A 24,160-nucleotide genomic window follows, 5' to 3' on the forward strand; every position below is an offset into this window, starting at 1 on the left:
TCAGTCCTCCTGGTGGGAAAGGGCGGTGTCGCCGGTGACCTCGGCGAGGCGGGCGGCCACGATCGGTCCGATCTGGGCCAGTGAGCCCGGCTGGGTCATCCGGTCGTGGCGGGTGGTGATGTCGTGCGAGTCGATCCGGCCGGTGACGTACGGCCGCCAGGTGGCGGCGCCGGCCGAGTCCTCGGTGCGGTCGATCGTGGAGTTGAACAGCAGCAGGTCCCCCTCGAACCGGCCGGGGGCGTGGGTGGCCGCCAGCTCGGCGTTGTTGATCATGATCCGGACGACGGCCTCGATGCGCCGCTCGTCCAGGTGCGCCAGGGCGCTGCCCCGGCGGCGGAGGATCTCGGCGACCTCGGTGTAGGAGAGCGGCCCCTCACCCAGGTCGGCGGGGTCGCAGTCGAGGATGCCGACGAGCACGTCCCGCTCGGTGGGCACGGGGGACTCGTCGAGCACCACGTCCTTGACCGGGTAGGCGTCGAGGGCCGCCAGGAGTTCGGTGCGTTCGCCGCGGGCCTGGAGCTCGCAGGCGATCGCGTGGGCGATCAACCCGCCGGCGGACCAGCCGAGCAGCCGGTAGGGGCCGTCGGGCTGGACCTTGCGGATCTGGTCGGCGTAGTCGGCCGCCATCTCCTCGTAGGACGTCGGCAGGGTCTCGGGGCGCGCGAGGCCGCGCGCCTGGATCGCGTACACCGGGTACTCCGGGCCGAGGTGGTTCAGGAGCCCGGAGTAGGACCAGCTGATGCCGCCGCCGGGGTGGATGCAGAACAACGGCGGGCGGCTGCCCGTCGACCGCAGCGGCAGGACCACGTCGAAGGCGTCCTCGGGGTCGTTCATGGCCAGACGGTGTGTCAGACCGGCCACGGTGGGTGCCTCGAACAGGGTGCGCAGGCCCACCGGGACGCCCAGTGTCTCCCGGATGCGCGAGACCAGGCGGGCGGCCAGCAGCGAGTGCCCGCCGAGGTCGAAGAAGCTGTCGTCGAGGTGGACCCGCTCCCGGCCGAGGACCTCGGCGAACAGGGCGCACAGCAGTTGCTCCTGCGGGGTGCGCGGGCCGCGGCCGACGCCCGTCGCCTCGAACCCGGGTGCGGGCAGGGCCGCCCGGTCCAGCTTGCCGTTGGCGGTCAGCGGCAGCTCGTCGAGGGTGACGAAGGCCGACGGCACCATGTACTCGGGCAGTTCGCGGCCGAGCCTGCGGGCGAGTTCGTCCGCCGCGGGCGCGCCCTCGGCGGCGGGCACCAGGTAGGCGACCAGCCGCTGGTCGCCGGGCTGGTCCTCGCGGGCGAGGACGGCCGCCTGGGCGATGCCGGGACAGGCCGCGAGGACGGCCTCGACCTCGCCGGGTTCGATCCGGAAGCCCCGCAACTTGACCTGTTCGTCGGTGCGTCCGACGAACTCCAGGGCACCACCGGGCAGCCACCGGGCCAGGTCGCCCGTGCGGTACATCCGCTGTCCTTCAGGCCCGTACGGGTCCGCGACGAAGCGCTCGGCGGTGAGGCCCGGCCGGCCCAGGTAGCCCCGGGCCACGCCGGCCCCGGCGAGGTACAGCTCGCCTTCCACACCCGTCGGCACCGGCTGCAGCCCGGCGTCGAGCACGTAGGCGCGCATGTTCGCCATGGGCCGGCCGATCGGCACGCTCGCGGCGGCCCCGGGAAGCGTCCGGACCCGGTGGTGGGCGGCGAAGGTGGTGGCCTCGGTCGGGCCGTAACCGTTGACCACGGCGGTGCCCGGGCAGGCCGCCAGCACGCGGGCGACGGCCGACGGCGGCACCACGTCGCCGCCGGTCCACACCTCGCGGACCCCGGCGAGCAGGCCCGGCCGTTCCTCGGCCACCAGCCGGAACAGGCCGGCCGTCAGCCACAGTCCGGTCACCCCGTGGTCGGCGACCGCTCCCGCGAGCAGGTCGAGGTCGAGCCGGCCGGGCGGTGCGACGACGACCCGGCCGCTGCCGAGCAGCGGTGACCAGAGCTCGTAGGTCGAGGCGTCGAAGGCGGTCGGCGAGTGCAGCAGCACCCGCTCGTGGCCGCCCTCGCGCCAGCACGGGGCGAGGGCGAGCGCCGCCACGTCGCGGTGGGTGACACCGACCCCCTTCGGCCGGCCGGTCGAGCCGGAGGTGTACATCACGTACGCCAGCTGCCGGGGATCACAGGTGACGTGCGGGTCGGAATCGTCGGACTCGGCCTGGCTCAGCGCGGTCAGCACGTCCTCGGTGAGCACCAGCACCGCGCCGGTTTCCCGGATGATCAGGTCGATCCGGGAGGACGGGAACCGCGGGTCGAGCGGGACGTACGCGCCGCCTGCCTTGACGATCGCCAGGAGCGCGACGACGAGTTCCGCCGAGCGCTCCAGCAGGACCGCGACCGGGGTCTCCGGCCGCACGCCCTGCCCGATCAGCGCCCGCGCCAGACGGTTGGACCGCAGGTCGAGCTCCCGGTAGGTCAGTTCGGTACCGTCCGCGACCACCGCGACCGCCTCCGGTGTGGCCGCCACCCGGCGGGCGAACAGCTCCGGCAGACCGGCCTCGGGCAGTTCGGCGGCGGTCCGGTTGAACTCGACCAGCAGCTCATGGCGCTCCTCGACGGACAGCAGGTCGAGTCGGCCGATCGGCTTGTCCGGCTCGGCGGTGGCCGCGCGCAGCAGCCGCACCCAGCGGGCGAACAGCCGTTCCACGGTGGCCGGGTCGAACAGGTCGGTCGCGTACTCGACCGCGCCGAGCACGCCCGCCGGGACACCGTCCGGGCCGTACCGCTCGGCCAGGCTGACGGTCAGGTCGACGCGGGCGGTGCCGGTCGGGGCCGCCAGGTGGGCGGTCTCCAGTCCCGGCAGGATGAACTCGCCGGCCGGGGCGTTCTGGAGGGCCAGCATGACCTGGAACAGCGGGTGGTGGGCCAGCGACCGGGTGGGGTTGACGGCCTCGACCAGGTACTCGAACGGCACGTCCTGGTGGGCGTAGGCGGCCAGCGCCTTCTGCCGTACCCGGCCGAGCAGTTCGGCGAAGCCCGGGTCACCGCCGGTGTCGGTGCGCAGCACGAGCGTGTTGACGAAGAACCCGACGAGGTCGTCCAGCGCCTGGTCGGTCCGCCCGGCGATGGGGCTGCCGATCGGGATGTCGGTGCCGGCGCCGAGCCGGGTGAGCAGGGCGGCGAGGCCGGACTGGAGCACCATGAACATGCTGGCGCCGTGCGCGGTGGCCAGGTCCCGCAGGTTCTGATGCAGGTCCGCGTCGAGCCGGACCTCGATCCGGCCGCCGCGCTGGGAGGCCTCGGCCGGCCGGGGCCGGTCCGAGGGTAGCCGGACCTGGTCCGGAAGGCCCGCCAGCTCGCCCTTCCAGTAGTCGAGTTGCCGGGCGAACAGGCTGTCCTGGTCGGCGGCCTCGCCGAGCAGGTCGCGCTGCCACAGGGTGTAGTCGGCGTACTGGACCGGCAGCGGCTGCCAGTGCGGCTCCTCTCCCCGGCAGCGGGCCGCGTAGGCCGTGGCCAGGTCGCGGGAGAGCGGGCCCATCGACCAGCCGTCGCCGGCGATGTGGTGCACCACGACCAGCAGGACGTGCCGTTCGGGGGCGAGCGCGTACAGCTCCGCCCGGATCGGCGGTTCGGCGGCGAGGTCGAAGCCGCGCCGGGCCGCCTGCGCGAGCCGTTCCGGCAGCCGGCTCTCGTCGAGCTCGACCACCGGCAGCAGCGGGTACGCCTCGCTCGCGCTCAGCACCTGCTGGTGGGGCACGCCGTCCGCTTCTCGCAGGACGGTCCGCAGGCTCTCGTGCCGTCCCACCACGTCCGCCAGCGCCGCCCCCAGCGCCGCCCGGTCGAGGGCGCCGGAGAGCCGCAGCGCCAGCGGCATGTTGTAGGTGGCGCTCGGCCCGTCCATGCGGTGCAGGAACCACAGGCGGCGCTGGGCGAAGGACAACGGGAGGCGCTCGGGGCGCGGCCGGGCGGTCAGCGCGGGCCGCTCCGTGACGGAGCCGTCGAGGCGGCCCGCCAGGGCGGCCACGGTCGGGTGCTCGAAGAGCGTCCGGACCTCCAGCTCGGCACCGAAGACCGCCCGGACCCGGGAGGCCAGGCGGGTCGCCAGCAGCGAGTGGCCGCCGAGGTCGAAGAAGCTGTCCTCGACGCCGACCCGGGGCAGACCGAGCACGTCGGCGAAGAGTTCGGCGAGCAGTTCCTCCTGCGGGGTGCGCGGAGCCCGGCCGCCGGCGACCGTTCCAAGGTCGGGGGCGGGCAGCGCGCGACGGTCGAGCTTGCCGTTGGCGGTCAGCGGCAGCGCGTCCAGCACCACGAACGCCGACGGCACCAGGTAGTCGGGCAGCCGGCCGCCCAGCCAGCCCCGGAGTTCGGCGGCCAGGGCCGCGGTACCGCGGCTTCCGGCCGGGCGGTTGGTGAGCGGGGACGGCGCCGTGCCCGCGCCCCGGGTGGGCCGGTACGCCTCGGCCGGGGCGTCGCCGGGTGCGCCGCCGAAGACGATGTCCAGGGCGTCCGGGCCGGTGGCCGACCAGGTGACGGACACCGGGCGGCCGAGCTCGTCCCCGAGGGCGTGGAAGTCCTCGGGATCGGGCGCCGCGTCCTCCTCCGGGGCGTGCAGCCGGTCCAGCAGCGGCCCGAGCGGGAGGTCCTCGTCCTGCACGGCCCGGGCCAGGGCCGCCTCGCGCAGCACGCGGCGGTTGGGTGCGCCGGTGATCCGGACCGGGCGGCCGTTCTGCCGGTCGAGGAGCTCACGCAGCTCCGGCAGCCCGGTCACGCCCCGGCCCCAGGCGAGTTCGGCCGTCGCGTCGCCCTCCACCGGGGCGGCAGGCTGCTTGCGCAGCGTGACGTCGTAGCGGTACCGGGTCAGCTCGTTGTGGTACCGGCCCCGCTTGACCTCCACGGTCACCGCGCCGATGTCGGTGCCGCCGTCCCGCAGGACGGTGAAGAAGTCCGGGTCGACCAGGAGCTCCTTCTCCATCAGGAGGGACTGTTCCACCGCCCGACGCACCGTCGCCAGGTCGGCGCCGTCTCCGGCCCGGTGCAGCTGGACGGCGGTGGCCAGCGGGCGCAGCAGCCGCAGGTTGCGGATGTCGCCGACGAAGAGCGCGCCACCGGGGGCGAGCAGCCGCACCAGCCGGTCGATCACGTCCGTGAGGTAGTCGGCGGACGGGAAGTACTGGATCACCGAGTTCAGCACGATGGTGTCGAACTGCCCGGCGGGCAGGCCGTCGGTGTCGTGCGCGGGGCGGGTGTGCAGCACGACGCGTCCGGCCAGCTCCTCCTGCCGGGCGACCTGGGCGGCCAGCGCGTCGATCGCGGTGGCGGAGAAGTCGGTCGCCCAGTAGGACTCGCAGTGCGGGGCGATCTGGGAGAGGAGCAGGCCGGTGCCGACGCCGACCTCCAGCACCCGGCGGGGGCGCAGGGCCAGGATGCGGGCCACGGTGGCGTCCCGCCATTCCCGCATCTGCTCGACGGGGATCGGGCTCGCGTCGTAACTGCTGTTCCAGCCGACGAAGTTCTGGCCGAAGGCGGTTTCCCCGGGGGTGATGGGCAGGGCGTCGTAGATGTCCCGCCACTCGCCCACGTGGTCGGCTTCGCGGCCGCCGTCGCGGCCGGCGTCCTGGCGCGGGACGACGTAGCCGATGAGCCGGTCGTCCTGGGCGAGGACGGCGGCCCGGGCGACGGCGGGGTGCTCGGCCAGGGCCGTCTCGATCTCGCCGGGCTCGATCCGGAAGCCGCGCACCTTCACCTGGTCGTCGGCGCGGCCGACGTACTCCAGCTGACTGTCGGCGCGCCAGCGCACCACGTCGCCGGTGCGGTACATCCTCCCTCCTTGCCCGCCATCGGGCTGGGGGCACCTCCCGGCCGCCAGGCTGGGGGCGTGGGGCCCGTGGCCGTCCGTGCCGAACGGGCAGGCGACGAACCGCCCGGCCGTCAGGCCCGGCCGGTTCAGGTAGCCGCGGGCCAGGCCCGCGCCGGCGACGTACAGCTCACCCGGTACGCCGGGCGGTACCGGGCGCAGCCGCTCGTCCAGCACGTACACCCGGGCGTTGGCGATCGGCCGGCCGATCGGCGGCACGCCCGACCCGGGTGCGAGGGGGTCGCTCATCGTCGCGCACACCGTCGTCTCCGTCGGACCGTACGCGTTGATCATCCGGTGCCCGGGCGCCCAGCGCGCCACCAGCTCCGGCGGGCAGGCCTCACCCGCCACCACCAGGGTCGACACGGTGACCGCGCCCTCCGGCAGGGCCGCCAGGACGGACGGGGGCACGGTCACGTGGGTGACCGCGAGGCCGGGGTCGGTCAGCGCGGCGACCGGTTCCGCCGCGGGGGGCAGCACCAGGGCCGCGCCGCGCAGCAGGGCGGTGAAGATCTCCGACACCGAGGCGTCGAAGCTGGGCGAGGCGAACTGGAGCACCCGGCTGTCGGGTTCGATCGCGAACCGCTCGATCTGCGCGGCGACCAGACTGGCCACGCCGCCGTGGCCGACCACGACGCCCTTGGGCCGGCCGGTCGAGCCCGAGGTGTAGATCACATAGGCCGGATGCCGGACGTCGAGGGTGGTCTTCGGATCGGTGTCCGGCCATTCGGACACCTCGGCCACCATCGCCGGATCGTCGACCACCAGTGCCGGACGGGCGTCCTCCAGCATGAACGCGATCCGCGCCGCCGGGTACGCGGGGTCCACCGGAAGGTACGCGGCACCGGCCTTCAGGACGCCGAGGACGGCCACCACGGACTCCACCGACCGGGGCAGCGCCACCGCCACGAGTCGCTCCGGGCCGACGCCCCTGGCGATCAGCGCGTGCGCGAACCGGTTCGCCCGGGAATCCAGCTGCCGGTACGTCAGCTCGGTGTCCCCGCAGACCAGGGCGAGCGCGTCCGGTGTCGCGGCCACCTGTGCCGCGAACGCCTCCGGCACCGGCACGGTGGCCACCTCGCGAGCGGTCGCGTTGCCGCGCTCCAGCAGCCGGCTCCGCTCCTCGGATTCGAGGAGGTCGATCCCCCCGATCGTCCGGTCCGGATCGGCGGTGACCGCCTCCAGCAGGAGCGTCCAGCGCCGGGCGAGAGCGGCGACCGTGTCCCGGTCGAACAGGTCGGTGGCGTACTCGACCACACCGGCGATCCCGTCCGGGCTGCCGTCGGGGCGGAACCGCTCGCTCAGGTTGAAGCCGAGGTCGAACTTGGCCGTTCCGGTCGGCACGGCGAAGGTGGACGCCCTGAGGCCGGGCAGCCCGAACTCTCCCATCGGCGCGTTCTGCACGGCGAGGATCGTCTGGAAGAGCGGGTGGTGCGAGAGCGAGCGGGACGGGTTCAGCACCTCCACCAGGTGCTCGAACGGCACGTCCTGGTGGGCGTAGGCGGCGAGCGCGGTCTCCCGGACCCGGCCCAGCAGTTCGCCGAAGGCCGGGTCGCCGCTGGTGTCGGTGCGCAGCACCAGCGTGTTGACGAAGAACCCGACCAGGTCGTCCAGCGCCTCGTCGGTCCGGCCCGCGATCGGGCTCCCGATCGGGATGTCCGTCCCCGCGCCCAGCCGCGTGTACAGCGCCGCCAGACCCGCCTGGAGCACCATGAACAGACTGGCGCCGGAACGCCGGGCCAACTCGGCCAGTCCGGCGTGCAGTTCCGGGGACAGTTCGAGGCCGAGGGCGTCTCCCCGGTAGCCGGCGACGGCCGGCCGCGGACGGTCGGCGGGCAGCGGGATCCGCTCCGGAAGGCTCTCCAGCTGCTCGGTCCAGTAGCGGAGTTGTCCGGCGAACCGGCTGTCCGGGTCGTCCGGGTCGCCGAGCAGCTCGCGCTGCCAGAGCGTGTAGTCGGCGTACTGCACCGGCAGGGCGCCCCGGTCCGGCTCGCGGCCCTGGCACCGGGCGGCGTAGGCCTCGGCGAGGTCGCGTGCGAGCGGGCCGGTGGACCAGCCGTCACCGGCGATGTGGTGCACGACCAGCAGCAGCACGTGCTCGTCCGGCGCGAGCGCGAACAGCTCGGCGCGCAGCGGTGGTTCCGCCGCGAGGTCGAACGGGAGCCGCGCCGCACGGGCGAGCCGTTGTGGCAGATCGTCCTCCCCGGCCTCGGTCACCCGTAGCCGGGGCCGGGCCGCCTCGGGGTCGAGGACTCGCTGGCACGGCACGGCGTCGAGCTCCGGGAACACCGTCCGCAGGCTCTCGTGCCGGGCCACGACCCCGGCCAGCGCGTCCTCCAGCGCCTTCCGGTCCAGCGCTCCGGTCAGCCGGAGCGCCAGCGGGATGTGGTAGGCCGCGGCGGCCCCGTCCATCCGGTGCAGGAACCACAGGCGGCGCTGCGCGAACGACAGCGGTACCGACTCCGGTCGCTCGTACGGCGCCAGCGCGGGCCTGGTCCGGTCGGCCCCGGCGAGCCGCGCCGCCAGGCCGGCCGCCGTCGGCGCCTCGAAGAGCGCGCGCAGCCCCACCTCGGCCCCCAGGGCCGAACGCACCCGGGAGACCAGCCGGGTGGCCAGCAGCGAGTGCCCGCCCAGGCCGAAGAAGTCGTCGTCGACACCGACCTGCGGCCGGCCCAGCACCTCCGCGAACAGCTCGCACAGGATCTGCTCCTGCGGCGTCCGCGGCGCACGACCGCCCCCGGGCACACCCGCCTCCGGCGCCGGCAGCGCCACCCGGTCCAGCTTCCCGTTCGGCGTCAACGGCAACACGTCCAGCACCACGAACGCCGACGGCACCAGGTAGTCGGGCAACCGCTCCCGCAGATACCCCGCCAGCGCCGACGGGCGGGCGACAGTTCCGGGGCGCGGTGCCACGTAGCCGACGAGCCGGTCACCGTCGGCGAGGACGGCGGCCCGGGCGACGGCGGGGTGCTCGGCCAGGGCCGCCTCGATCTCGCCGGGTTCGACCCGGAAGCCGCGCACCTTCACCTGATGGTCCGCCCGGCCGACGTACTCCAGCTCACCTCCCCCCGCGCCCCCAGCCATGGGGGTCCCCCCGGCCGAAGGCTGGGGGAGGCTGGGAGGTGCCCCCACCGACCGGGGGGACCCCCAGGCGCGCCAGCGGGCCAGGTCTCCCGTGCGGTACATCCGCGAGCCCGCCGGCCCGTACGGATCGGCGACGAACCGCCCCGCCGTCAGACCCGGCCGGTTCAGATAGCCCCGGGCCAGCCCCGGGCCCGCGACGTACAACTCCCCCGCGACGCCCGGCGGCACCAGGCGCAGCCGCTCGTCCAGTACGTACACCCGAAAGCCCGCGACCGGCCGGCCGATCGGCGGCACGCCCGACCCGGGTGCGAGGGGGTCGCTCATCGTCGCGCACACCGTCGTCTCCGTCGGACCGTACGCGTTGATCATCCGGCGCCCGGGCGCCCAGCGCGCCACCAGCTCCGGCGAACAGGCCTCACCCGCCACCACCAGGGTGCCGGCCGTGAGGTCGTCACCGTCCAGCGCGGCCAGGGCCGAGGGCGGCAGGGTCACATGGGTGACGTCGAGCCGGCGGTCCGTCAGGGCCTCCATCGGGGCCTCGGCCGGAGCCAGCACGAGGGTGGCACCGGTCAGCAGGGCGCTGCACAGGTCCCAGAACGACGCGTCGAAGCTGGGCGAGGCGAACTGGAGGACGCGGCTGCCCGGCTCCAGGCCGAGCCGCTCGACCTGCGCCGCCACCAGGCCCGACACACCGGTGTGGCTCACCACCACGCCCTTGGGCCGACCGGTCGACCCCGATGTGTAGATCACGTAGGCCGGGTGCCGGACATCCGGCGCCACCACCGGATCGCTCTCCGGGAAGCCCTCGGTCTCCGTCACCAGCGCCGGATCGTCGACCACCAGAACCGGCCGCGCGTCGTCCAGCATGTACGAGATCCGGGAGGCGGGGTACGCCGGGTCCACCGGCAGGTAGGCGGCGCCCGCCTTCAGGATGCCCAGGAAGGCGACCACGGACTCCGCCGACCGCGGCAGCGCCACCGCCACGGTCCGCTCCGGCCCGACCCCGCGCGCGATCAGGGCATGCGCGAACCTGTTGGCCCACGCGTTCAGCCGGCGGTAGGTCAGCTCGGTCGGCCCGTCGACCAGGGCGACCGCGTCCGGCGTCGCCGCCACCTGTGCCGCGAAGGTATCCGGCAGGCTCGCGGCGGCCACCTCGCCCTCGACGGCGGGCAGGAGTTCGCGGCGCTCCGCTCCGTCCAGCAGGTCGATCGAGCCGATCGGCCGGTCGGGAGCGGCGGCGACCGCGGCCAGCAACCGGGTCCAGCGGGCGAACAGGGTCTCGACCGTCCGCCGGTCGAACAGGTCGGTGCTGTACTCGACCGCACCGGTCAGCCCGGCCGGTGTGCCGTCGGGCCCGCGGTTCTCCGCGAGGCCGAAGGTCAGGTCGACCCGCGAGGTCCCGGTCTGCACCGCCACCCCGGAGACCACCAGCCCGGGCAGCTCGAAGTCGCCCATCGGCGCGTTCTGCAGGGCCAGCACGGTCTGGAAGAGCGGGTGGAGCGACATCGACCGCGCCGGGTTCAGCACCTCCACCAGGTGCTCGAACGGCACGTCCTGGTTCGCGAAGGCCGACAGCGTCGTCTCCCGCACCCGGCCCAGCAGTTCGAGGAAGCTCGGGTCGCCGCTGGTGTCGGTGCGCAGCACCAGCGCGTTGACGAAGAACCCGACCAGGTCGTCCAGCGCCTCGTCGGTCCGGCCCGCGATCGGGCTCCCGATCGGGATGTCCGTCCCCGCGCCCAGCCGCGTGTACAGCGCCGCCAGACCCGCCTGGAGCACCATGAACAGACTGGCGCCGGAACGCCGGGCCAACTCGGCCAGTCCGGCGTGCAGTTCGGCGTCCATCCGGACGTCCAGCAGCCCGCCGCCATAGGTCATGACCGCCGGCCGCTGCCGGTCGGCCGGCAGCGGGAGCTGCTCGGGAAGCCCGGCGAGCGCTTCGGTCCAGTACCCGACCTGGCGTGCGAACACGCTGTCCGCGTCGGACTCCTCACCGAGGATCTCGTGCTGCCAGGCGGTGTAGTCCGCGTAGCTCACCGGCAGCGGCGCCCAGCCCGGGGCGCCGCCACGCCTGCGTGCGGCGTACGCGGTCGCGAGGTCGCGGGAGAGCGGGCTCATGGACCAGCCGTCGCCGGCGATGTGGTGCAGGACGACCAGCAGGACGTGCTCGTCCGGCGCGAGCGTGAACAGCTGTGCCCGGACGGGCAGGTCCGCCGTCAGGTCGAACGCGCGCACCGCCGCCTCGCGCAGCAGCTCCGGCAGCTCCGCCTCGCTCGCCTGGCACGCCGGCACCCGGATCGTGGCCTCCGCGGCGCTCAGCACGCGCTGGTGCGGGACGCCGCCGGTGTGCGGGAACACCGTGCGCAGGCTCTCGTGCCGCGCCACCACGTCCGTCAGCGCCGCCCCCAGCGCCTCCCGGTCGAGGTCGCCGGAGAGCCGCAGCGCCAGCGGCATGTGGTACGTCGCGCTGGGCGCCCCGAACTGGTGCAGGAACCACAGGCGGCGCTGCGCGAAGGACAGCGGCAGCGGTTCCCGGCGCGGCCGGGGCACCAGCGCCTGCCGTGCGGTGGCGGCGTCGTGCAGGCCGGCCGCGAGCCCGGCCGGTGTCGGCGTCCGGAACAGCCGGCGCAGCTCCAGCTCGACCCCGAGGGTCGCCCGGACCCGGGAGACCAGCCGGGTGGCCAGCAGCGAGTGCCCGCCCAGGCCGAAGAAGTCGTCGTCGACACCGACCTGCGGCCGGCCCAGCACCTCCGCGAACAGCTCGCACAGGATCTGCTCCTGCGGCGTCCGCGGCGCACGACCGCCCCCGGGCACACCCGCCTCCGGCGCCGGCAGCGCCACCCGGTCCAGCTTCCCGTTCGGCGTCAACGGCAACACGTCCAGCACCACGAACGCCGACGGCACCAGGTGGTCCGGCAGCCGCTCGCGCAGGTACGACGCCAGCGCCGGCGCCGTGGTCCCGGTCTCGGCCGAGGGCACGACGTAGGCGACGATCCTGGTGTCGCCCGGCCGGTCCTCGCGGGCGAGCACCGCGACCTGGGCCACGCCGGGGTGCGCGGCCAGCTCCGCCTCGATCTCGCCGGGTTCGACCCGGAAGCCGCGCACCTTCACCTGATGGTCCGCCCGGCCGGCGAACTCCAGCTCGCAGTCGGCGCGCCAGCGGACCAGGTCCCCGGTGCGGTACATGCGGGTGCCCGCCGGCCCGTACGGATCGGCGACGAACCGCCCCGCCGTCAGACCCGGCCGGTTCAGGTAGCCGCGCGCCAGCCCGGCCCCGGCCAGGTACAGCTCGCCCGTGACGCCGGGGGCGACCGGCCGCAGGGCCGGATCCAGCACGTACACCCGGCTGTTGGCGATCGGGCGGCCGATCGGCACCGGCAGCGGGCAGTCGGCGGGGTCGGCCGGCAGCGGGAAGGCGGTGATCACATGGGTCTCGGCCGGGCCGTAGTGGTTGTGCAGTACGCGGCCGGGCCTGCGGGCCTGGAAGCGCCGAAGGCCGCCGCCCAGCCGCATCGCCTCGCCCGCCTGCGCGATCAGCCGCAGGTCCGGCAGGTCCCGCCCGTGTTCCTCGGCCGCCTCCGCCAGCGCCTCGACCACCAGGTTCGGCGCGAAGAGCTCCGCCACCCGCTGCCGTTCCAGCCACCGCACCAGGAGTTCGGCGCTGCGGCGCTGCTCGTCGGTCGGCACCACCAGGGTCTTGCCGAACAGCAGCGCGGACAGCATCTCCTGCACCGAGACGTCGAAGCTGAGCGCGGTGAACTGGGCGGTCCGCGTGCCCGCTTCGCCGCCGACGGCGCGGTGGTGCCAGTGCAGCAGGTTCGCCAGGGCGCCGGAGGGCATCACCACGGCCTTGGGCCGGCCGGTGGAGCCCGAGGTGTAGATGACGTACGCCGGGTGTCGGGCGTCCGGCACCACCGACGGGTCGGTGTCCGGGTACGCCCCGGGCGCGTCGACGGCCGCGAGGTCGTCGAGCACGACGGCCGGCCGCGCGTCGGTCAGCATGTAGTCGATCCGGGCGGCCGGGTAGTCCGGGTCGACCGGGAGGTACGCGGCGCCGGTCTTGAGCACCGCGAGGACGGCCACCACCAGCTCCGCCGAGCGCGGCAGGCGCAGGGCGACGATCTGCTCCGGCCCCACCCCGCGCGCGATCAGCGCGTGGGCCAGCCGGTTGGCCCGGACGTTCAGCTCCCGGTACGTGAGCACGGTCTCCTCGAACACCACCGCCTCGGCGTCCGGGGTGGCCCGGGCCCAGGCCTCGAACAGCGCGGGCAGGCCGGCCGTGGGCGCCGGGCACCCGGTGTCGTTGCGCGCGACCAGCAGCTCGTGCCGTTCCTCGGCGGTGAGGACGTCGATCCGGCTCAGCGGCCGGTCCGGCTCGGCCGCCGCCACCGCGAGCAGCCGCAGCCAGCGGGCGAGCAGTGCCTCCACCGTGGCCCGGTCGAACAGGTCGGTGGCGTACTCGATGTGGCCGATGACGCCCTCCGGCGCCCCGCCGGTGCCGCCGCGTTCCACCAGGTGGAAGGAGAGGTCGAACATCGCGGTGGGCGACTGCACCAGCATGATCTCGGCGGTGAGGCCGGGCAGGTCGAAGGCGGAGCGCGGCGCGTTCTGCAGCGCGAGCAGCGTCTGGAACAGCGGCTGGCGGGAGAGCGACCGGGCCGGGTTGAGGGCCTCGACCAGGTACTCGAACGGCAGCTCCTGGTGGGCGTACGCGGCCAGCGAGGTGTCCCGGACCCGGCCGAGCAGTTCGGCGAAGGTCGGGTCGCCGCTCGTGTCGGTGCGCAGCACCAGCGTGTTGACGAAGAACCCGACCAGCTCGTCCAGCGCCTCGTCGGTCCGGCCCGCGATCAGGCTGCCGACCGGGATGTCCTCACCCGCGCCCAGCTTGGTGAGCAGGGCGGAGAGCCCCGCCTGGAGCACCATGAACAGGCTGGCGCCACGCTCCCGGCCGAGGCGGACGAGCGCTTCGTGCAGCTCGGCGTCCAGCTCGACGGCGAGGTGTCCGCCCCGGCTGGAGATGGCCGCGGGGCGGGGCCGGTCGGCGGGCAGCCGGATCTGCTCCGGCAGACCGGCCAGCTGCCCGGTCCAGTAGCCCGCCTGCCGGGCGAACAGGCTCTCGGGGTCGGTCCGGTCACCGAGCAGCCGGTCGTGCCACAGGGTGTAGTCGGCGTACTGCACCGGCAGGTCCGCCCAGCGCGGTTCCTCGCCGCGCAGACGCGCCGCGTACGCGGTGGACAGGTCGGCGGACACCAGGCCCAGCGACCAGGCGTCGCCCGCGATGTGGTGGATCACCACCAGCAGCACGTACTCGTCCGGCGCCAGCCGGAACAGCTCGGCGCGCACGGGCGGTTCGGCCGCCAGGTCGAATCCGCGTCCCACCGCCTCGGTCAGCGCCTCGGGCAGGCCCGCCTCGTCGGTCCGTGTGACGGGCAGGAGCGGCCGGGCCGTCCCGGCGTCCAGGACCAGCTGGTACGGCACTCCGTCGACCTGGGGGAAGGCCGTGCGCAGGCTCTCGTGGCGGGCGACGACGTCCCCGAGCGCCGCCCGCAGGGCGTCCTGGTCCAGATCGCCGGTCAGCCGCCAGGCCAGCGGGATGTGGTACATCCCGCCGGCCCCCTCCAACTGGTCGACGAACCACAGCCGCCGCTGCGCGTACGACAGCGGAACGCGGTCGGGTCGCTCCGCGCGGCCCAGGGCGAGCCGCGCCCGGCCGGCCCCGCCCAGGCCGGCGGCCAGCCCGGCCACCGTCGGGGTCTCGAACAGGCTCCGCAGCTCCAGCTCCACGCCCAGGGTCGCGCGCACGCGGGCGACCAGCCGGGTGGCGAGCAGGGAGTGCCCGCCGAGGTCGAAGAAGTCGTCGTCGGCGAAGACCCGGGCCACCCCCAGCACCTCCGCGAACAGCCCGGCCAGGACGTGTTCCTGCGGGGTGCGCGGTGCCCGGCCGACCGGGGCCCCGGTGGTGTCGGGCTCGGGAAGGGCGCGCCGGTCGAGCTTGCCGTTGACGGTCAGTGGCAGGGCGTCGAGGGCGACGAACGCGGCCGGCACCATGTGGTCCGGCAGCCGCTCGCGCAGGTGGGCGCGGAGCGCGTCCGGCCCGGCGTCCGCTCCGGCCGTGGGTACCAGGTAGGCGACCAGGCGTGTGTCGTCCGCCCGGTCCTGCCGGGCGATCACCGCGACCTGGCGGACCTGCGGGTGCTCCGCCAGGGCCGCCTCGATCTCGCCGAGCTCGATCCGGAAGCCGCGCACCTTCACCTGGTCGTCCGCCCGGCCGGCGTACTCCAGTCCCCCGTCCGCGCGTCGGCGGACGAGGTCCCCGCTGCGGTACATGCGGGTGCCCGGCAGCCCGTACGGGTCGGCGACGAACCGCCCGGCGGTCTGGCCAGGCCGGTTCAGATAGCCGCGCGCCAGCCCGGGGCCGGCCACGTACAGCTCGCCGACGACCCCGGGGGGCACCGGCTGCAGGTACGCGTCGAGCACCTGGGCGCGCAGGTCGGGGATCGGGGTGCCGATGACGCTCGCCGGGCCGGCGGTGTGCGTGCCGTCCAGTTCCGCGTAGGTGACGTGCACGGTGGTCTCGGTGATGCCGTACATGTTGACCAGGCGCGGCGCGTCGTCCGGGTGGCGCCGGTACCAGCCCGCCAGCCTGGCCGGCTCCAGCGCCTCGCCGCCGAACACCACCGTGCGCAGGGCGAGCACCCGGCCGGTCTCCGGCGCCTCCTCGTCCGCCTGCATCAACTGGTAGAAGGCGGACGGCGTCTGGTTCAGCACCGTCACCCGCTCGTCGGCCAGCAGGCGCAGGAAGCGCTCCGGTGAGCGGGTGATGTCGAACGGCACCACGACCAGCCGTCCGCCGTGCAGCAGCGGGCCCCAGATCTCCCACACCGAGAAGTCGAAGGCGTAGGAGTGGAACAGGGTCCAGACGTCCTCGGCGGAGAACGCGAACAGCTCCCTGGTGGTACCGAACAGCCGCACCACGTTCCGGTGCGGGACCACCACGCCCTTGGGCTTCCCGGTGGAGCCGGAGGTGTAGATGACGTAGGCGGCGCTCTCGGGCGCGACCACGACACCCGGGTCGCCGTCCGGCAGCCCGTCCAGCCCATCCAGCCAGTCCGACCCGTCCGACCCGTCGGCGGTGTGGAGGACGAGCCGGTCGACCCCCTCCGCGCCCGGCAGGTCACCGGTCCGGCGGTCCGTCAGGAGCAGCGTGGGCCGGGCGTCGTCGAGCAGGTGGGCGATCCGGGCGGCCGGGTAGTCCGGGTCGACCGGGAGGTACGCGGCGCCGGTCTTGAGCACCGCGAGGACGGCCACCACCAGGTCGGCCGAGCGCGGCAGGGCCAGCGCCACCAGCTGCTCCGGCCCCACCCCGCGCCCGATCAGCGCGTGGGCCAGCCGGTTGGCCCGGCTGTTCAGCTCCCGGTAGGTGAGGGTGCGGTCACCGCTCACCACGGCGACCGCGTCCGGCCGTTCCCGCGTCCGGGCCTCGAACAACGCGGGCAGACCGGTGGAGCCGGCCGTCTCCGCGGGGACCGGCCCCGGCAGCAGTGCGCGCCGCTCCCCGGCGGAGAGCAGGTCGAGACGGCTGAGCCGCCGCCGCGGGTCGGCGACCGCCGCTCCGAGCAGTCGCACCCAGCGCTCGATCACCGTCTCGACGGTCGCCCGGTCGTACAGGTCGCAGGCGTACTCGACGAATCCGTCGATCCCCTCGGGGGTACCGTCCTCGGCGTGCCGCTCGGACATCGAGAAGATCAGGTCGAGCTTGGAGGTGGTCGTGGTCAGTTTGACCTCGCCGGTCTCCAGCCCGGGCGGGGTGAAGTCGGCCCTCGGGGCGTTCTGCAGCACCAGCATGACCTGGAACAGCGGGTGGTGCGACAGCGACCGGGCCGGGTTGAGGGCCTCGACCAGGTACTCGAACGGCAGCTCCTGGTGGGCGTACGCGGCCAGCGAGGTGTCCCGGACCCGGCCGAGCAGTTCGGCGAAGGTCGGGTCGCCGCTCGTGTCGGTGCGCAGCACCAGCGTGTTGACGAAGAACCCGACCAGCTCGTCCAGCGCCTGGTCGGTGCGGCCCGCGATCAGGCTGCCGACCGGGATGTCCTCGCCCGCGCCCAGCTTGGTGAGCAGGGCGGAGAGCCCCGCCTGGAGCACCATGAACAGGCTGGTGCCGTGCGTGCGGGCGAGCTCGCGCAGGCCGCGGTGCAGCTCCGCGTCCAGCCCGGTCCGCACGAAGTCGCCCCGGTGCGAGGCCACCGCGGGGCGGGGCCGGTCGGTGGGCAGCTGGATCTGCTCCGGCAGGCCGGCCAGCTGCCCGGTCCAGTAGCCCGCCTGCCGGGCGAACAGGCTGTCCCGGTCGGCGGCGTCGCCCAGCAGTTCGTGCTGCCACAGCGTGTAGTCCGTGTACTGGACCGCCGGCGCCTCCCACGACGGCTCCTCACCACGGCGGCGCGCCGCGTAGGCGGCGGTCAGGTTCTGCGCCAGCGGGCCGAGCGACCAGCCGTCGCCCGCGATGTGGTGCACCACCAGCAGCAGGACGTGCTCGTCCGGCGCCAGCTCGAACAGCTCGGCGTACAGCGGCAGATCGGTCTCCAGGTCGAACCGGCAGGCCAGCGCCGTGGCCAGGACGCCGTCCAGCTCCGCCTCGGTGGTCCGGCTCAGGTGCAGCCGGGGGCGGGCCGCCACGACGTCCAGCACCCGCTGGTACGGCACGCCGTCCACCGCCGGGAAGAGCGTCCGCAGGCTCTCGTGCCGGGCCACCACGTCCGCCAGCGCCGCCTTCAGGGCCTCGCGGTCGAGCGGTCCGGACAGCCGCCAGGCCAGCGGGATGTTGTAGTTGGCGCTGGCGCCCTCCAGCTGGTGCAGGAACCACAGCCGGCGCTGGGCGAACGACAGCGGGGTCCTCTCCGGCCGCAGGTACGGCGCCAGGGCCAGCTGGGCCCGGCGGGCGCCCGCGAGGGCGGCGGCCAGCGTGGCCGGGGTCGGGGACTCGAACAGGGTGCGCAGCTCCAGCTCGACGCCGAGGGTCGCGCGGACCCGGGCGGCCAGCCGGGTGGCGAGCAGGGAGTGCCCGCCGAGGTCGAAGAAGCTGTCCTCCACCCCGGCCTCGGCCACCCCGAGGACCTCGGCGAACAGCTCGCAGAGGATCTGCTCCTGCGGGGTGCGCGGCGCGCGGCCGGCCCCCGCCGATCCCGCCGAGACGAGTTCCGGTGCGGGCAGCGCCCGGCGGTCCAGTTTCCCGTTGGTGGTCAGCGGCAGCGCGTCCAGCTCCACGAACGCCGAGGGCACCATGTACTCCGGAAGCCGCTCGCGCAGGTACTCGCGCAGCTCGGCCGAGCGCGGGGCGAGGCCCGCGCTCGGCACCAGGTATCCGACCAGCCGGGTGTCGTCGGCGCGGTCCTGCCGGGCGAGGACCGCGGCCTGGGCGACGCCGGGGTGCGCGGCCAGCGCCGCCTCGATCTCGCCGAGCTCGATCCGGAAGCCGCGCACCTTCACCTGCTGGTCCGCCCGGCCGACGAACCGCAGGCTGCCTCCCCCGGCCCAGCGCACCACATCGCCGCTGCGGTACATGCGGCTGCCCGCCGGCCCGTACGGGTCGGCGACGAACCGCCCGGCGGTCAGGCCCGGCCGGTTCAGATAGCCGCGTGCCAGCCCGGCGCCCGCGACGTACAGTTCGCCCGCTACGCCCGGGGCCACCGGCCGCAGCCGGGCGTCCAGCACGTAGGCGCGCAGGTCGGGGATGGCGGCACCGACCACACTGGCCGCCCCCGCGGTCGCGACCGACCGGTCGAGCGCGGCGTAGGTGACGTGCACGGTGGTCTCGGTGATGCCGTACATGTTGACCAGCAGCGGCGCGTCGTCCGGGTGCCGTTCGTACCAGGCCGCCAGCCTGGCGGGCTCCAGCGCCTCGCCGCCGAACACCACCGTGCGCAGGGCGAGCAGCCGGCCGGTCTCCGGCGCCTCCTCGTCCGCCTGCATCAACTGGTAGAAGGCGGACGGCGTCTGGTTCAGCACCGTCACCCGCTCGCGGGCGAGGAGTTCCAGGAACCGTCCGGGCGAGCGGCTGGTCTCGTAGTCCACGACCACCAGCCGGCCGCCGTACAGCAGCGGGCCCCACAGTTCCCAGACCGAGAAGTCGAAGGCGTAGGAGTGGAAGAGGGTCCAGACGTCCTCGGCGGAGAACGCGAACAGCTCCCTGGTGGTACCGAACAGCCGCACCACGTTCCGGTGCGGGACCACCACGCCCTTGGGGTTGCCGGTGGACCCCGAGGTGTAGATGACGTACGCGGGGTGGCCCGGACCGACGTCGATGCCGGGGTCCTCGTCCGGCAGCCCGTCCAGGTCGGCGGTGTCCAGCAGGAGCCGGTCCACGGACTCCGCGCCGGGCAGTTCACTGATCTGACTCGTCGTCAGCAGCAGGGCGGGGCAGGCGTCCTGGAGCAGGTAGGAGATCCGGGCCGCGGGGTACTGCGGGTCCACCGGCAGGTACGCGGCGCCGGCCTTGAGCACGGCCAGGACGGCGACCACCAGCTCGGCCGAGCGCGGCAGCGCCAGCGCGACGAGCCGCTCCGGCCCCACCCCCCGGTCGATCAGCGCGTGCGCGAGCCGGTTGGCACGGGCGTTCAGCTCGCCGTAGGTCAACGCGGTGTCGCCGCACACCACCGCGACCGCGGCCGGGTTCGCCCGCACCCGCTCCTCGACGAGCGCGGTGATGGTGCTCTCCGGGGCGTGATCGGCAGGACCGGCACCGGACGGCAGCAGCTCGCGCAGTTCCTCCGGCGACAGCACGTCGAGCCGGCCGATCCGGCGGTCCGGTTCGGCGGCCACGGCCCGGAGCAGCCGCAGCCAGCGCTCGACGAGGTCGGCCGCGGTGGCTTCGTCGAACAGGTCGGTGCTGTACTCCAGCACGCCCGACAGGCCGTCCTCGCCGGGCCGTTCGGTCAGGATGAAGGTCAGGTCGCACTTGGCCGTACCGGTGCCGACCAGGTCGCCGGTCACCCGGAGCTCCGGCAGGTCGAAGCTGCCCGTGGGCGCGTTCTGCAGCGCGAGCATGGTCTGGAAGAGCGGGTGGTGGGACAGCGACCGGGCCGGGTTCACCGCCTCCACCAGTTGCTCGAAGGGCAGGTCCTGGTGGGCGTACGCGGCCAGCGCGCCGGCCCGTACCCGGCCGAGCAGTTCGGTGAAGGTCGGGTCGCCGGAGAGGTCGGTGCGCAGCACCAGCGTGTTGACGAAGAAGCCGACCAGGTCGTCCACGGCCTCGTCGGTGCGCCCGGCGATCGGTGTGCCGATCGGCACGTCGGTGCCGGCGCCGAGCTTGCCGAGCAGGGCGGCCAGCCCGGCCTGGAGCACCATGAACAGGCTGGCGCCGCCGTCCCTGGCGAGCTCGCGCAGGCCCTGGTGCAGTTCGGCGTCGAGCCGGACCGGCAGTTGCGCCCCCCGGAAGGACATCGCGGCCGGCCTGGGCCGGTCGAAGGGCAGCTCGGTCTGCTCCGGCAGTCCCGCGAGCCGGTCCGACCAGTAGGCGAGCTGTCGGCCCTGGAGGCTGTCCGGGTCGGTCTCCTCGCCGAGCAGCTCCCGCTGCCAGAGGGTGTAGTCGGCGTACTGGACGGGCAGTTGCGCCCACTCCGGCTTCCCGCCCGCCGCCCGTGCCGCGTACGCGGCGGTCAGGTCTCGCGCCAGCGGGCCCATCGACCAGCCGTCGCCGGCGATGTGGTGCACCACCAGCAACAGGGTGTGCTCGTCCGCGCCCAGCTCGAACAGCTCGGTCCGCAGCGGGGGTTCGGCCGCCAGGTCGAAGCCGTGCCGGGCCGCCTCGGCCAGCCGCTCCGGCAGTTCGTCCGCTTCGGCCGCGGTGACGCGCAGCCGGGGCCGGGCGTCGTCGAGGTCCAGCACGCGCTGGCACGGCTCGCCGTCGGCCACCGGGAAGACGGTGCGCAGGCTCTCGTGCCGCTCGACGACGTCGGCCAGCGCGGCTTCCAGGGCCCGCTGGTCGAGATCCCCGGAGAGCCGCAGTGCCAGCGGCACGTTGTAGGTGGCGCTGGGCCCCTCCATGCTGTGCAGGAACCAGAGCCGGCGCTGTGCGAAGGACAGCGGCACCGTGTCGGGCCGCTCGTGCCGCCCCAGCGCGGGCCGCGCCCGGCCGGCCCCGTCCACGGCCGCCGCCAGGCCCACGACGGTCGGTGCGTCGAACAGGTCGGCCAGGGCCAGCTCCACACCGAGCACCGAGCGGGCCCTGGCGATCAGTCGGGTGGCCAGCAGCGAGTGCCCGCCGAGGTCGAAGAAGCTGTCGTCCACTCCGACCCCGGACACGCCGAGGACGTCGGCGAAGAGGCCCGCGAGCACCTGCTCGGCCGCGGTGCGCGGGGCCCGCCCAGCGGTCACCGGCACCGGACCGGGGGCCGGGAGCGCCTGGCGGTCGAGCTTTCCGGTGGGCGTCAGCGGGAGCCCGTCCAGCAGCACGAACGCGCCGGGCACCAGGTGCTCCGGCAGCCGTTCGCGCAGGTATTCGCGCAGCTCGGCCGAGCGCGGGGCCGCCCCGGCGGCCGGTACGACATAGGCGACCAGCCGGACCTCGTCGTCGGTCCGTGCCACCACGGCGGTCTGCGCGACCCGGGGATGGGCGGCGAGCGCGGCCTCGATCTCGCCCGGCTCGATCCGGAAGCCCCGGATCTTCACCTGGTCGTCCACCCTGCCGAGGAACTCCAGCCGGCCGTCCGCGCCCCACCGCACCCGGTCGCCGGTGCGGTACATGCGGGCACCGGCCGGTCCGTACGGGTCGGCGACGAACCGTCCTGCGGTCAGGCCCGGCCGGTCGAGGTAGCCGCGGGCGAGGCCCGCACCGGCGATGTACAGCTCGCCCGGCACCCCGGTGGGCACCGGCCGGAGCGCGGTGTCCAGCACGTACAGCCGGGCGCCCGCGACCGGACGGCCGATCACCGGGCGCGGGCTCGACGCCACCGGCGCGACGGCCGCGTCGACGGTGCACTCGGAAGGCCCGTAGAAGTTGAAGCAGGCCACCCCGTCGGCCTCCCGCAGTTGCTCCCACAGGCGGTCGGGGACGGCCTCCCCGCCCGCCACGACCACCGCCGGGCGGTGTTCGCCGTTGCTCAACAGGCCGTGGGAGAGCAGGACTTGCAGGTACGACGGGGTGGCGTTGACGAAGTCGATCCGGTGCCGCACGGCGTAGTCGACGAAGGCGTCCGGGTCCGCCCAGGTCTCCAGGTCCAGGATGTGCAGTTCGTGTCCGGCGAAGAGGCCGAACAGCTGGTCCCAGGAGGCGTCGAACGCCGTCGAGGTGGTCAGCGCCACGCGTGCCCGGTCCCCGAGCAGCGGCTGGAACAGCTCCCGCCACTGGTGGGCGAAGAGGTTCGCCAGGCCGCCGTACGTCGACGCCACGCCCTTGGGCCGTCCGGTGGAGCCGGAGGTGTAGACGAGCTGGGCGGTGTGGCGCGGGTCGACGGCCACCGCCGGGTCCGCCGCCGGGCCTTCGGCGAGCAGGGCGGCCGTCTCCGGGTCGTCGAGCACCAGCCGCTCGACGGGGCCGGCCCCGGGCAGCCGGTCCCGGGTGCGGGAGTCGGTCACCAGCAGCACCGGCCGGGCGTCGTCGAGCAGATACGCGATCCGGGCGGCCGGGTGCTCCGGATCCACCGGGAGGCAGGCCGCCCCGGTCTTCAGCACGGCCAGGATCGCCACCACCAGCCCGGCCGAGCGCGGCAGGGCCAGCGCCACCGACCGCTCGGCCCCGGCGCCCCGGGCGATCAGGGCGTGCGCCAGGCGGTTGGCCCGTGCGTCGAGTTCGGCGTACGTCAGCGTTTCCTCGCCGGACACCACCGCGACCGCGTCCGGCGTCTCGCGCACCCGTGCCCGGAAGTGCTCGGGCAGCAGGGCCGCGGGGGCTTCCGTCATCGTGCCGGTGCCGAGGGCCAGCAGTTCGCCGTGCTCGTCGGCCCCGATCAGGCCGATGCGGCCGACCGCCTCCTGCGGGTCGCAGTCCGCGAGGGTGCCCAGCAGCGCGAGCAACCGCCGCTGGTGGTCGATGAGTTCCTTCGCCGTGCACACCTCCGCGTAGGCCCCGAGCTCGATTTTCGGACCGTACTCGTTGCGCCCGCCCACGGCCCAGATCGCCAGGTCGTTGGCGGAGGTACCCAGGGGGGCGTACACCGTGGCGGGCCGCCCGGCGAAACTCGGCTCGGAGCCGAAGGACATGATGTTGACGATCAGCGGGAACGCCGTCTCGATCGTGCCGGACTGCCCCAGCTCCCGGAGCAGGTCCTCGCTGCGGTACCGCTGGTGCGCCAGCGCGGCGGCGACCTCCCGGTCCACCTGCTCGACCAGTTCCGACCACGGCAGGTCCGGCCGCACCGACAGCCGCAGTGGCACGAGGTTCGACACCGCACCGGGCGTCGCCGCCAGTACCGGGTCGGCGCCCCGGCCGGTGACGGGCAGGCCCAGCACCACGTCCCGGGCCCCGGTCAGCCGGTGCGCGTACAGCGCCGTCGCCGCGATCACGACGCGGGACCAGCGGACACCCGTCCGTTCTGCCGCGTCGCGCAGCGCCCCGGGGCGCAGTGGTCCGGCCGGCGGAGTGCGCCGGAACTGGGCGGAGGGACCGCCCGGCAGGCGGTCCGACAGCCGGGCCGGTGCCGGCCGGTCGGCGAACCGCCCGGTCCAGTAGGCGCGGTCGGCGATGTACTGCTCCGAGCCGCGGTATGCCGCGTCGCCGGCGATCAGCTCGTCCAGCGAGCCGAACGGGGACGGCGGCACCGGCCGCCCCTCGACGAGCGCCGTGTACGCCTGTGCCACGCGACGTCCGACGATGGTGTACCCGAACCCGTCCATCACCAGGTGGTGGTAGCTCTGGTAGAAGACGAACCGGTCCGGTGCCAGCGCGATCAGCGCGTAACTGAAGAGCGGGTCGCGGGCGAGGTCCAGCGGCCGGAGCCGGTCCCGGTCCATCCACTCCCGCGCCGCCGCGAGCGGCGAGGCCTCCCCGCTGACGTCGACCTGCGCGGGCTTCCACTCCGTGTGCTCGCGGACGACCTGGTGCGGGCCCTCGCCGTCCTCGACGAAGCCCACGTGCAGGGCGTCGACCTCGTCGACGACCAGGCGCAGCGCGGTCTCGAACGGCTCCGGGTCGACCGGCCCGTGGATCTCCAGGTACTCGCCGATGCGGTAGGCCGGGATCGCCGTCCGGGCACGTTGCTCGGCGAGCCAGATCTCGTACTGGGCCGCTGTCAGGGGAAGGGCATCGCCCTCACGACGGGACATGGGGGTACCT

1 protein-coding gene is annotated in these 24,160 nt (G+C 74.7%); it reads right to left on the minus strand.

Annotated elements, in window-relative coordinates; all coding sequences use genetic code 11:
• Positions 1-24,150 (minus strand): non-ribosomal peptide synthase/polyketide synthase, encoded by a 24,150-nt coding sequence (locus tag ACIP82_RS04900; protein WP_400650902.1) that lies wholly within the window; start codon positions 24,148-24,150, stop codon positions 1-3.
• Positions 24,151-24,160 lie beyond the last annotated feature (10 nt).

The sequence above is a fragment of the Kitasatospora sp. NPDC088548 genome, from assembly GCF_044753005.1.
Taxonomy (GTDB): domain Bacteria; phylum Actinomycetota; class Actinomycetes; order Streptomycetales; family Streptomycetaceae; genus Kitasatospora.

What these genes read in the sequence shown, in the direction of transcription:
- ACIP82_RS04900 (WP_400650902.1), bottom strand. Translation starts at nt 24,150, where the DNA reads ATGTCCCGTCGTGAGGGCGATGCCCTTCCCCTGACAGCGGCCCAGTAC.